The sequence below is a fragment of the Aliiglaciecola sp. NS0011-25 genome (assembly GCF_040370605.1).
GTDB classification, from domain to species: domain Bacteria; phylum Pseudomonadota; class Gammaproteobacteria; order Enterobacterales; family Alteromonadaceae; genus Aliiglaciecola; species Aliiglaciecola lipolytica_A.
The window spans coordinates 99,024-111,679 of the sequence record NZ_BAABWR010000004.1 but is presented as its reverse complement, the minus strand read 5'-3'; the positions used below and the strand labels follow the sequence as shown (position 1 = coordinate 111,679).

Genomic DNA, 12,656 nt, shown 5'->3' with positions numbered 1-12,656 from the left:
TAAAATAATTGTTAATTTTGTTGGGCGTTGCTGGTCATTTTCCGTTTAAGTTTATTATTAGTGTCTCGGCTGCTGCGAATGATGTCATCGGAATAAACCGTGTTTTGTTGTTTTGCCATACGGTCGTAGAGCACGACATTCACTGAGGCCGCTAAATTCATACAACCTATGGTAGGGACATACAGTATCTCGTCACACTGATTGAGGATCTGTTGTGGTATGGAGCCATCCTCAGGCCCAAAAACATAAATAGCTTTGTCAGGATGTTGAAAATGAGGCAGTGGTGTCGCGCCCTCTACCAGCTCAAAGGCGATTTTTCGATAACCAGCAGGTAAGTCATCAAATATGTTTTCTTTGCCCGTTAGCGGTATGTGTGCATTTGCATTTTTTGTATCGGTAGCGAAATTTTTCGCGTGCTCATAACGTTTGCCTGTATACACAATTGATTTTGCTGAATAACACCCAGCAGCGCGCAGCGCAGCTCCCACATTGGTAGGGCTTTTAGGATTAATGAGACCGACAATATAATGATTCGATTGATTTTGTTGTTGGGGTTTGTCCATTTTTGATTAGCATGATGTGATAGTTTGGACTAGGATACTTTAGATTGGATTATAAAACACCATGGAGCAATTTGATGAGGTTTACTATATTTATTCAAGCATTGGATTTAGGTCAGTGCAAAGATCAAATTCAACGTCAGGCTTTATTTGATATTGCACTTATGTTTGTGATGATTGATGGCGTCATAGATGAGCAAGAAAGAAGCTATATGCAAGGTTGGTTAGCGCAACTAGAATGGTCTAGTGAAACCGATAAATTGGATTATTACAATACGGTAGAGAGTAAAGTTATTGATGCGATAGCTGAAAATGAAATTGAAAACTTTTTAGCCCATCGCGCGATTTTGTTATCCGACCCTTGGATGAAAGAACAAGCGTTACAGCTGGCCGTAGACATCTCACGTGCCGACGGTCAATTAGATGAATCTGAAAAGGCTGCGATAGAATTTTTAATGGTTAAATTGGCAGATAAACGCTAAGAGCAAAAGCCCTTAGCTTGATACTTGAGCCCTTAGCATACGGCTTGAATTATTAGCGCACTGTTCCATTTAAGTTCGAATTAACCTCGAGACCAACAGCTTGCTGTCAGCAATCATTTCTATCGTGTTTCGACGCAATTTCAGCAGTAGCAAATAGGTTAGTGGTACTAAAAATAAACTGGTGAGGGTGCTAAACAACAAACCACCGATTATGGCTATCGCCATCGGCGAATAGGAAGGGCCGTCACCGCCAATACTCATGTCGCCAAACGCAAGTGGTAAAAGTCCTAGCACAGTTGTAGAGACGGTCATCAAAATAGGGCGTACTCGGGTGAGACAACCTTCAATAATGGCGTTGTGTACAGTCATTCCTTGATTTACTAATTGATTAATCCGGTCGACCAATACAATACCGTTATTTACCACTATTCCCATTAAAATCAGCATCCCAATCATGCCCATTACGGTCATTGGATTGCCTGTAATTAAAAACGCCCAAAATACCCCAGTAAATGAAAAAATCAACGAAGTTAATACCGATGTGGGTAATAATAATGATTCGAAAAGCGCTGCCATAACAATATAAATCATACACACGGCTAGGATCATATTTGTGATCATCACGCCTTCATCTTCGTCTTGACGTTGGAAACTGCCATCTAACGCCCAACTATAACCGCTGGGCAGTTGCACATTTGCCATTATAGATTCAATACGTTCTTGTGCTTCTTCGATGGTGAGTTCACTTTCTAAATTAGCCCCAATACTTAGTGCCGTTTGCCTGCCGTCCCGCTGAATTTGTGACATTCTTGGTTTAATCGTTAAGTCAGCCAACATATCCAAAGTGACATTTTGATCAAGGTTTCTAGACACCGTTAAGTTACGTAATGCGTCTATAGAGGTTTGCAGTGTTTCATCGTAAAGCAAACGAATGTCTATTTCACCATTACTGTCATTTCTAAAGGTTCGCAGATTTGCCCCTCGTAATGCCGTGCTAATAATAGTGGCAACATCATTGGTGTTTAATCCAAAACGAAAGGCTTTGTCTCTATCTACTTTAATTTGTAACTCATAATTTTGACCATCTATATCAGCCTTAACGTCTGTTAAACCATTAACGCTACTCAACACTGGTACAATTTCACTGGCAATTTGCATTAAGGTTTCAGATGACTGTCCAAATAACGATATTTTGACACCGCCACCACTGCCTTCATCCCACTGAAAAGAAGGTTTTGCACGTGCAAATGCAGGGAACTCATCTTTAATTAACTTTTTTAGATCGGCGATTTTCATCGGGATTTCATCTTCTAGAGTTAAGCCAGATACCGCTTCTCCCGCAGTGAAATAGCTATATACCTGTTTGATGTGAAATCTTTCTTTATTGGCGTATAAATAGTCTTCCATTTTAGCCACGGTTTTTTCAACTTCCTTGAGGCTATAGTTGGCCTGAACATTATAGTTCAACCAAATTCGGCCATTATTACCATTGTTTTGTTCGTCGCTCTTTAATAAGTTCATGGGGATCATAGTGCTGATTAATATGAGTACAGCAACAAGCGCGGTTTTTCCTTGATTCTCTAAGGTCCAAGTTAAAATAGAAGCATAAACATTTTTGATCTTTGATGGCTTCACTTGTTTAGGTTTCGCTTTAATTTTTAGCTTAGTGGTTAATAAAGGAATGAGTGTCTGCGCTAAAATTAATGACGCAAACAGTGAAATGCAGATAGATACGGCTACATGTTCAAGAAATACGGTTATCTCTTCTTTGGCGCCAACTATATTGGGTAGAAAAACGATGGCTGTGGTCGCCGTTCCAGCGATAACAGCTAAACTCACCAAAGCAACCCCTTTCTTAGTTGCTTCCACAGGGTCAGGTTCTTCTTCCCGTGCTTGGAAAATGCTTTCAGTAACCACAACAGCATTATCCACCAGCATGCCAACCGCCAACATTAAGCCCATTAAAGACAATATATTGAGGCTATATCCTAAGAAGTACATACAGGCCAAGGTGATACAAATTGCAAATGGCACCGATAGGACCACAACTAGGGTAGTAGCAAGGTTACGTAAGAATAAATACAATACAATGATAGAGAGGATGGCACCGAGCAAGCCCGAATTGAGCAGGTCTTGCAGCGAAGTGGTAACAGAATCCGCCTCATCATCCATGATAAATACGTTAATGCCATTAAACGCGGTGCTGTTTCGAGCTTTTTCAATCTCTTGCATAACCGCGTCGGATACCTCCACTAAGTTAGCACCTGACTCACGAAAGATATTGAGACCAATCGCATGGGTGCGATCTAAGTGGCGTCCTTCTTCTGCTCTAGGGGTTTCATATTTCACACTGGCAATGTCGTTCAAACGTACATTCCGTTGGATAATGAGATCTTCAATTTCCTGTTTGCTACGGTATTCGCCAATTGGATTGACTGTGATTTTTTGGTCCAAATCAAAAAACTGACCAGCCGTCATGGAGAAGTTGGCATCGCGCAGGATTTTGGTTAATTTAGCCGTATCAATGTGCAAAGCTGCAATGCGTTGAGGATCTAAGCGAATCGATATTTGTTTTTTCTGAACACCATATAATTCAACTTTTGAGACACCTTTAATGCGCTCGATCGGCATTTTTAGGTTGCGCTCCAGTAAATCATACGAGTTAGAAATATCACGGTCACTCGACAATCTAAGTTGAAAAACTGGCATATCTTTTAGGTTGAACTTGAAGACTAGAACTCGCTCTACATCATCTGGCAAAAGGTGGCGGATAGCATCGATTTTCTCTCGTGCTTCGATGCTTTTAGCTTTGATATTGGCATCCCAATCAAACTGTATCTGAATTTCTGCATTGTTTTCAGTAGAACGAGAGCGCAGTCGTTTGATGCCCGACATTGTGGCTAATGCTTCTTCCACCGGTTGGGTGATCATTTTATCGATTTCTGCAGGCGTGGCATCTTTATAGGGAACCTGAATAAAAATTTCTGGAAAATCAATGCCCGGAAACTTCTCTAAAGGCAGCATTTTACTGGCCGCTAACCCCATGATTAACAGAGAAAAGAATAACATGGAAATGGTTACTGGACGACGTATGGCAAAGCTTGCCAATGCAGCGCCAGCGTGGGCAAACTTATCCATAAACCACCTCACTGTTTGGCTTGTCGGTTGTGCTTTGGTTCACTTCTGGGATAAATGATTTGCGATCAAATATGCTATACAACACGGGGATCATAAATAGAGTTAGGAAGGTTGCGAACAACAATCCAAAAATTACTGTAATAGCCATAGGTGTGCGAATTTCCGATCCTTCACCTAAACCAATTGCCATTGGAAGGAGGCCTAATATAGTGGTTAAGGTGGTCATTAGGATAGGGCGTAAACGACTGTGCGCAGCTTGTTTAATTGCGGTCATCTTATCTTCGCCTTTTGCACGTAATTGATTAATTCTATCAATTAGCACTATGGCGTTATTTACCACTATTCCAGCGAGCATAATCAAGCCAATGAATACCACCACACTGATATTTGTGCCGGTTAAAAATAAACCATAAATTGAACCTGCGCAGGCCATGGGAACAGTGAATAAAATTAAAAATGGATGCAATAAGGACTCAAACTGCGAGGCCATCACCAGATATACCATAAAAATCGCCAAGGCCAGGGCCATATAAAGGGAATTAAAACTCGACTCCATTTCTTCACTTTGGCCGGTGATCCTAGCTTGTAAACTAACGGGTAAGTTGATTTCATCAATGGCTGAGCGAGCGTCGATTACAGCCGCACCTAAATCACCGTAATTAAGGTTAGCAGTGACCAGTACCACCCGTTGTTGACCCACTCTGGTTATTTCACTTGGACCGACTGACATCTCAATAGAAGCCACAGCGGCTAAGGGGATGACGTTATTGCTATTTGGGTTTACCACTATTTGTGAAATATCTTGGATTGAGTCTCGTTGGGTAACTTGGTTTCTGACTAAAATATCCACTTTACGATCATCGACACTAAATTGACTTGCCACTTCGCCACCAATTTTGGCCGCTATTAACTTTGAAACATCCGGTGCATTGAGTCCTAATTGGGCCAGTTTGGCATGGTCGAACTGCACTTTTAATTCAGGGTTGCCATTTTGCAACGAGCTTTTTATATCGGCAAATCGTCTATTTTTAGAAAGAGCTTGTGCTAGCTTGTCACCGTAACGTTTTAACATCGACAAGTCATATCCTGAAATTTCCACCACCAGTGGAGTCGAAAAACTGAATAGTTCCGGTGTACCGAATTTACTTTCCAGACCTGCTTGATTAATTAGGTATTCACGCATAGCTGTGACAACAGCTTGTTCGTCTTGGGCAGAGGCATCAGTTTTCATCACCACATTTAACTTACCCCAATGATCACCACCTTGGGAGGGGGAAGCATTCATTAAACTGCCAGTACCAGCTAAAGAGTAGGTGCGTGCTACTTGCGGTTGTTTTTGCGTAAAAGTGGCCAGTTTAGCAAATACCTCATCGGTATTTTCTAATCTAGAGCCTGTAGGTAAGGTAATTTCAACATTAAATTCGCCTTGGGCTAACGGTGGAATCAGTTCCAAACCGATTTTAGGTAATAGTAAAAGCGATAGAGCAGAACAGGTAACCACAATTGCAATAACTGCAACCCGAGCTTTCATTGCCACATTCAGACTATGGTAATACGTTGATGACACGACATTGTAGAACTTATCGAACCCCCACAATACCGGTTTGAATAGTATTGATAGCGCTTTAGATAGCCCTCTAAACACAGTTAAAATGATGCTGGTTACCATCACAGGTACAACATAAAAGATTAATTTAACGAGAAGAGTTAATGGTAAAAATAGGTAATATCCAGTTAGTTTTAACTTGCCTGTGGGTTTAGCTTTAACCGGCCTAGGTCCCAAATCCAATTCTTTACTTGGCTGATTAGACTTTTCTCTTGCTGCAAGCATAGGGATGAGGGTTAATGCTACAACTAAGGATGCTGCCAGTGCAAACGTAACGGTAAGGGCCTGATCACTGAATAATTGACCAGCGATACCTTCAACAAACACTAACGGAAAAAATACGGCCATGGTGGTAAGGGTAGACGCCACTATTGCCATTGAGACTTCTTTTGTTCCTTGCGCGGCAGCTTCTAAGGTATTGGCATTGTCTTTTTTATGCCTATCGATGTTTTCCAGCACTACGATACTGTTATCAACTAATAAACCTATGGCCAGCGCAATGCCACCCAGACTCATAATGTTTAAACTGATATCGTAGCTATACATTAAATTAAAAGTCGCGATAATTGATACTGGAATGGAGATGGAAATAATTAATGTGGGCCAGATATTTTTCAGGAAAAAATACAAAATAAACATAGCCAGAATACCACCTATGATGGCCGCAGACTTTACTTCTTCCAATGCGCTGGCGATAAATAATGACTGGTCGTAGACCATTTGTATTTGGTAGTTCTGCGGCAATGTCTGCTTCAGTGATTCAAGTCTGGCTTTTACCGCGTTAGCTACATTGACCGTATTAGCGTCACCTTCTTTATAGATTGCTATTTCAACACCTTCGAGTCCGTCAAATCGGGTGACTGAGGTGCGTTCTTTAAAGGCATCTTTGATTTGGGCTACGTCGCTTAAACGAATATGTTTGCCTTCTCGTGTAGCAATATACAAATTACGCATATCGTCTAAGGTTTGAAATTGATTTAGGGTTCTGACTAAATATTCTTGCGAACCGTCTTCCACTCGGCCACCGGACGCATTTACATTTTCGTCTTTCAAGCGTTTAATGATTTCCGCTAAAGGTATATTTAATTGACTAGTACGATGTTGATTAATCAGAACATGGATTTCATTTTCTAGGCCACCGCCGACCCGAACGGAAGCGACACCTTCAACCGACTCCAGTTTGCGTTTTATGTGTTCTTCGGCATAAGTACGAACCTGTTTCATGTTCGCTTCATCCATAGTCGCTTGTGCTACCTTAGAGTCGTTAGCGGGGGGCGAAGCGGCATTGTTTGTTCCTAGTCCGAAGCGCATTACAGGATCTAAACTTGGATTGAATCGCAATAATAAAGGCCGTTTAACATCAAGGGGTAAAAGTAAAACATCGAGTTTTTCGCGAACCTCTAAGCTGGCCATGTCCATTTCGGTGCCCCATTCAAACTCCAGCACTACATCAGACTGTCCAGCTTTAGAAGCTGAAGTGACTTTGCGAACACCTTTGACTATGCCTACTGCTTCCTCAACCGGTTTGGTAACCAATTGTTCTATCTCTCCTGGAGCGGCTCCTACATAGTCAGTGCGAATGGTTAGAGTCGGGTAGGAAAGCTCTGGTAGTAAGTTCAAAGACAAACGTGATAGAGAAACAAATCCGAATAAGAGTACAGCTAAGGTAAACATCCACACTGTCACCGGACGTCTGACCGCAATTTCAATTAAATTCATAATGTACTCCTCAATTAGCTGTTGACGATTTCAACAACGGCTTTGTCTTTGAGGTTTTGGTGCCCGGTTACCACCACTTTTTCAGTGCCAGTAAGGCCTTTGATAACTTCAACGAAGTTTCCTTCTTGGTAGCCAACTGTAATCGCAATTTTGTTTGCGATACCGTCTTCGTCTACCACAAATACATTGGTTTTATCGTCAATGGCCAGTAGTGCTTTACGAGGCAACAAAGTCGCATCAAGGTGGGTGTCATAATTTAAACTGACTTGAGAGAACATGCCTGCTTTCAATAAATTATTTTCGTTTGGTACTCTAAGGGTAACTTTAAAAGTCCCGGTTTTTGAATCAATGACCGGACTGATACGCTCAACATAAGCATTGATTGTTGTATTCGAAAGCGCTGATAAAAGTAAGCTTGCTGGTTGGTCTTTGTGCACCCGAGACAATTCTTTTTCCGGTAAATAGACAATTCCGTAGAGTTGTTTTTGTTGCACAATATGAAACATACGCTCGCGCTGGAACGATTCGGTTAGGTTACCCACTTTAGCGTTTCGTTCGGCGATATAACCGCTGATAGGTGCAACTATGGTTGCTTCTTTCAAATCGAGTTTAGCCAAAGCCAGTGTTGCTTTGGCTGATTCATACTGTGCAGTAAGCTTGTCGTAAGTATCATCACTTATCAGTTTTTTATGATAAACCTTATTGACTTTCGCAAGCTCTTTTTCGATACCTTGTAAATCTGCTGCTGCTCGCAACAAGTTTAGTTCGTAACGTTCGGGATCTAATTTCGCTAAAACTTGACCTTTTTCAACGTAATCACCTTCTTCAACTAATATTTGATCAATTATTCCCGATGCGCGGGCAACAACAAATGCTTCTTCTTTAGCTTCTAATACTGCTGTTGTTGCATAATTGGAGGAAATATTACCGCGCTCTAAATTTTTCACTTCAACAGGAATAGGGATGACTTTTACCTGTTCAGCTTCTTGCTGGTCATTTTTATTGGCTTCTGCCTGTCCACAGGCTGTTAATAAAAAACTTGAGCAAATAAAAGCTGCCAGTGATAACTGCTTTATTGTTGAGCGTGAAATTGAAGCGTGGTTGTTGTAATTATGCGCGTCCATTGTATTTTCCAAATTTAACCAAATATTTTAAGTGAATATCGTCACGACACTGTTTAGTGAGTCGTATTTGATGACTGTTCTATTTACTAGACTAAGCACTCACTGTGCCATTGATTAAAATCTTTATAAATCAATTAGATATAGAGATGGATTGTGGTTTTTTGTGAATTTGATTAACTGTATTTGGTGAAATTTACTAAAAATTAGTTGATTTATTACTAGCTGCGAGACGTTGCCATGCAATAAACCGCGCTCTTTATTGAAAAATAAATAACCCCTTTTAAAATTCTATTCGTTGGTACTGATAACTATGTGTAAAAGGAATAAAAATGAACACTATTAAATCAGACAATTCAACGACTACTAGCTCTATCGATTTAACGCTTAAAAACAGATTTAAACTGCGTAGATTTAGCTATTTATTAACCTCTACAGTTATCGCTTTTAGTCTTGCCGCTTGTTCGTCTACAGAAAGCGATAATCAAGTCAAACAGGCGAAGCACAGAGCTGAAGCTGAAAAAATTATGATGACCGCACAACGAGCTGAAGCGCAAGGAAAATTACATAGTCGCCAGCGACATGAATCTCAGCTGTTCGCAATGGCTGACTTATCTGCAGCCACTTCTCCTGGATATTATCCTCCTCAAGTGCCAGCGCCAGGGAACCCTGCTTATACAGAAAACTATCAACATGAAGAAGAAAACCAGGTTTTTACCACCAGTAATAATCCAGTTTCAACATTTTCAATTGATGTGGACACAGGTAGCTACAGCAATGCTAGACGAATGTTAAACCAAGGATGGCTGCCACCGGCAGACGCTGTTCGGATTGAAGAATTCGTAAATTATTTTGATTATCAGTATCCAGTGGCTGAAGAATCCTCTCATCCTTTTGTGATTGATACGCAGGTTTCAAATTCGCCTTGGAATCAAGGCCGTAAGTTGATGCGAATTGGTTTAAAAGCCCATGCTTTAAATGATAAATCCGAAAAGCAACTTGAGGCGAGCAATAAAAATCTAGTGTTCTTATTGGATGTTTCTGGCTCTATGAATTCTGCGAATAAATTACCTTTGGTTAAGCGTGCTCTGATGATGTTAACCAATCAATTGACAGAAAACGATAGTGTAGCCATCGTGGTTTATGCCGGAGCATCTGGTGTAGTACTTGAGCCTACCAAAGCCAATCAGAGTGTAAAAATAGAACAAGCGCTAAACCGCCTATCCGCTGGTGGATCAACCAATGGTGGAGAGGGTATTGAGCTTGCTTATAAATTAGCTAAACAAGCATTTAAGGAAAATGGTGTGAATCGTGTGATTTTAGCTACTGACGGCGATTTTAATGTTGGCAGGGTCAATCATCAGCAATTAATTGAATTAGTTGAAAAACAAAAAGAGCAAGGAATTGAACTCACCACCTTAGGTTTTGGACAAGGTAATTATAATGACCACTTGATGGAGCAATTAGCGGATAAAGGCAATGGCAATTACGCTTATATAGATACGTTGCTTGAAGCGCGAAAAGTATTAGTTGAAGAATTAGATGCTACTTTACAATCGGTTGCCCGAGACGTGAAAATTCAGGTCGAGTTTAATCCTAATACGGTGGCGGAATATCGTTTAATTGGCTATGAAAATCGTCGCTTAAATAAAGACGATTTCAATAATGATAAAGTCGATGCGGGGGAAATCGGAGCTGGCCATACTGTTACAGCATTTTACGAAATCGTATTGCAAGATGGCGCTAAATTTAATGACGATTTACGCTATCAACAGACCCATAAAAATGCCGCAGCTAGTCTGAATAATGAATTGGCCCATGTAAAGTTGCGTTATAAACCTATGGACAACGACACTAGTATCATAATCGACCAAGTTATTGAAAAACAAAATGTTACTGATTTTGATGCACAATCCATGGATTTTAAATTTGCAACTTCTGTTGTTGGCTTTGCTCAATTGTTGAAAAATAGTAAATACACCCAAAATTTAGATTTTGAAAAGGTGATTGAGCTTGCTAATAACAACAAAGGTAAGGATGATTACGGCTATCGTGCTGAGTTTGTTTCTTTGGTGAGAATGGCAAAAACCTTACAGTCGGAAACTTCTCGTTCGGTTGCCACTCAAGAACAAAAGCAAAACTAAGAAAATAAGGCGCAGACGTCAAGGTTTGCCAAGTCTTATTCATTATTTAAGGAAGATGGACGCGTTTGAATCAAGTAGTAGATGAAGAATTGCTTAAACGATTTGCTGATGGAGATTCGGCATCCTTTGAGCTTTTATATGAACGTCATAGAGGCGGCTTGTATCGCTATATGCTGCGTCAATTAAAAGATCAGCAATTAGCAGAAGATTTATTTCAGGACACCTGGAGTAAAGTGATAGTGAATGCTGAGTCGTTTGAGCCAAACGCTAAATTTTCCACTTGGTTATATACAATGGCACGAAATAGAGTGGTTGACCAAATAAGACATTTGCGCATTGTCGATAAGCTGATTGACGATAGCACCGATGAGGTAGATAGCCAACTTGGTGCCAATCAAATTGAGCAAAATATACTAGAAAAAACGTTGCAAGCTGATAAGCAAAGCATGTTTTTAAAAGACTGTATGCAAAAGTTACCTGTCAACTTGCTGGAAGTATTTTTACTCAAAGAAGAGTCGACTATGACGGTGAAACAAATTGCAGAAGTAATTGATTCTTCTCATCAAGCAACTAAAAGCCGTTTACGTTATGCCTACGGTCAGTTAAAACAATGTTTATCTAAAAAAATGCCTGATTGGGTAAGTAGTGGTGAAGGTCATGAGTAATAAAAATCAAGCTAAAAATGAGAATATTACTGATCCTGATGTGAGTGTCGTATATCAGGCACAGGAAAAACCAGTACCGACTGCAGCATTGGATAAGCGCATATTGGAACTCGCCAAACAACAAGCAAGTGATAAGGTGGTTGATGTAAAAGCGCCAGTAGCAAAATGGCGAAAATGGCAATGGCCAACTTCCATTGCCGCTTCAGTGATGTTTATTAGCTTAGTGGTATACAATCAATATGATCGTTTTGAGCCTATGTTGACAAAAGCGCCGGAGCTAAGGGTTGATACTTATGATATTGCAGACCAAGCTACATTGGACAATGAACAATTGACAAAAAAATCAAAACTGGAAATTCGTGAACTTAGCAGCCCACCAGTTTCATCCAGAATGGCCTCAGAGCCACTGCTAGATAAAAGTGAGTTTGTGCGAGATTCTGTAGAGGAGCCTGAGCGAGCCCAATATGCTGAAAAAGAAGCATTAACTTTAGCTGCAAAAGCTATGGATAATGTTGAGATTGAGCCTTTATCATTTGAGCTTGAAATGCCCCTTGAGGTTGATGTTGAACAACAAATTCCTGCAGATATTGTGTTAACTCAAGAAGCTGCAACTGAACAAGCATTTAAACAAGCAGAGTTGATTGCCAAACAACAAAAATCACAGTTAGCAAAAAGAGAACATCAAGGTCAAACGAGGCTGTCTTTAATTGAATCAAGCGCAATGTTTAACGACAATCAACCCTCAACATCTAAAATGCAGGTTAATACCGAATATCTTGATAGCCTGTTAAAGCAACTTGAAGAACATAGTGCACCGAAAAACAAGAACGCAGATAAAATCCAATCTCTTAGTCAGTTGCAGAATGATATTTTTGATTATCTATCACTACTTAAGATGGCCGATCCATTAGTTGAAATAGACCCAAAATATTTACAAGTGTTAACTGAAGAGCAAAACAAGAAATTAAGTGAGTAGATGTGCATTGGCAACGTTGGATAAGGATATAGGAATTGCTTGAATTGGAGAGATTGAGGCAATTGATAATCTTAGCGACATCTTTTTGGAGAAACAGAACCGCGTTTAATCTCACATCTGTTCGCCACGTCTTGTAAGCGTCAATGGGCGCTCAGTTATGCAATTTTAAGAGCTGTTTTGGGGTGAAATTTAAGTGATTTTTAGCTCAACAGCTTCTATGTTTCCAATCTTTTTCAGATGTTAAT

The 12,656-nt window shown here is 40.3% G+C and carries 8 protein-coding genes; 4 read left to right on the top strand and 4 right to left on the bottom strand.

Going from position 1 to position 12,656, the window contains the following annotated elements; all coding sequences use genetic code 11:
- Positions 1-11: 11 nt before the first annotated feature.
- Positions 12-563 carry an RNA methyltransferase gene (locus tag ABWV72_RS04860; protein ID WP_342804516.1) on the bottom strand — a complete coding sequence of 184 codons (552 nt, stop codon included), beginning with the start codon at positions 561-563 and terminating at the stop codon, positions 12-14.
- A 74-nt stretch (positions 564-637) separates the two neighbouring features.
- On the opposite strand from ABWV72_RS04860, the gene ABWV72_RS04855 reads away from it, so the two are divergent.
- Positions 638-1,042, top strand: a complete 405-nt coding sequence (locus ABWV72_RS04855) for a tellurite resistance TerB family protein (protein ID WP_216048548.1) — start codon at positions 638-640, stop codon at positions 1,040-1,042.
- A gap of 69 nt (positions 1,043-1,111) precedes the next feature.
- On the opposite strand, the gene ABWV72_RS04850 is transcribed toward ABWV72_RS04855, so the two are convergent.
- The 3 genes from ABWV72_RS04850 to ABWV72_RS04840 are packed head-to-tail and all read right to left on the bottom strand — an operon-like array spanning position 1,112 to position 8,629.
- The gene (locus tag ABWV72_RS04850; RefSeq protein WP_353369051.1) at positions 1,112-4,180 is read right to left on the bottom strand and encodes an efflux RND transporter permease subunit; all 3,069 of its coding nucleotides are present in this window, start codon (positions 4,178-4,180) and stop codon (positions 1,112-1,114) included.
- Entirely contained in the window at positions 4,173-7,505 is a 3,333-nt protein-coding gene (locus ABWV72_RS04845) for an efflux RND transporter permease subunit (protein ID WP_353369049.1), read from the bottom strand. Before ABWV72_RS04845 ends, ABWV72_RS04850 begins: the two co-directional genes overlap by 8 nt.
- A gap of 14 nt (positions 7,506-7,519) precedes the next feature.
- Positions 7,520-8,629, bottom strand: coding sequence for an efflux RND transporter periplasmic adaptor subunit (locus ABWV72_RS04840; RefSeq protein WP_216048551.1), 1,110 nt, complete (start codon positions 8,627-8,629; stop codon positions 7,520-7,522).
- Between the two features lie 329 nt (positions 8,630-8,958).
- On the opposite strand from ABWV72_RS04840, the gene ABWV72_RS04835 reads away from it, so the two are divergent.
- The 3 genes from ABWV72_RS04835 (at position 8,959) to ABWV72_RS04825 (ending at position 12,411) form a co-directional block, all read left to right on the top strand.
- Positions 8,959-10,770, top strand: a complete 1,812-nt coding sequence (locus tag ABWV72_RS04835; protein ID WP_353369046.1) for a vWA domain-containing protein — start codon at positions 8,959-8,961, stop codon at positions 10,768-10,770.
- Positions 10,771-10,835: 65 nt separating this feature from the next.
- Positions 10,836-11,435 (top strand): sigma-70 family RNA polymerase sigma factor, encoded by a 600-nt coding sequence (locus ABWV72_RS04830; RefSeq protein WP_353369044.1) that lies wholly within the window; start codon positions 10,836-10,838, stop codon positions 11,433-11,435.
- Positions 11,428-12,411: a hypothetical protein gene (locus tag ABWV72_RS04825; protein ID WP_353369042.1), complete on the top strand. Its 984-nt coding sequence runs from the start codon at positions 11,428-11,430 to the stop codon at positions 12,409-12,411. Before ABWV72_RS04830 ends, ABWV72_RS04825 begins: the two co-directional genes overlap by 8 nt.
- Positions 12,412-12,656 lie beyond the last annotated feature (245 nt).

Bases quoted from the DNA above. Each gene is read 5' to 3' on its own strand.
- ABWV72_RS04860 (WP_342804516.1), bottom strand. From the start codon at position 563: ATGGACAAACCCCAACAACAAAATCAATCGAATCATTATATTGTCGGT.
- ABWV72_RS04845 (WP_353369049.1), bottom strand. From the start codon at position 7,505: ATGAATTTAATTGAAATTGCGGTCAGACGTCCGGTGACAGTGTGGATG.
- ABWV72_RS04835 (WP_353369046.1), top strand. From the start codon at position 8,959: ATGAACACTATTAAATCAGACAATTCAACGACTACTAGCTCTATCGAT.
- ABWV72_RS04850 (WP_353369051.1), bottom strand. From the start codon at position 4,180: ATGGATAAGTTTGCCCACGCTGGCGCTGCATTGGCAAGCTTTGCCATA.
- ABWV72_RS04855 (WP_216048548.1), top strand. From the start codon at position 638: ATGAGGTTTACTATATTTATTCAAGCATTGGATTTAGGTCAGTGCAAA.
- ABWV72_RS04825 (WP_353369042.1), top strand. From the start codon at position 11,428: ATGAGTAATAAAAATCAAGCTAAAAATGAGAATATTACTGATCCTGAT.
- ABWV72_RS04840 (WP_216048551.1), bottom strand. From the start codon at position 8,629: ATGGACGCGCATAATTACAACAACCACGCTTCAATTTCACGCTCAACA.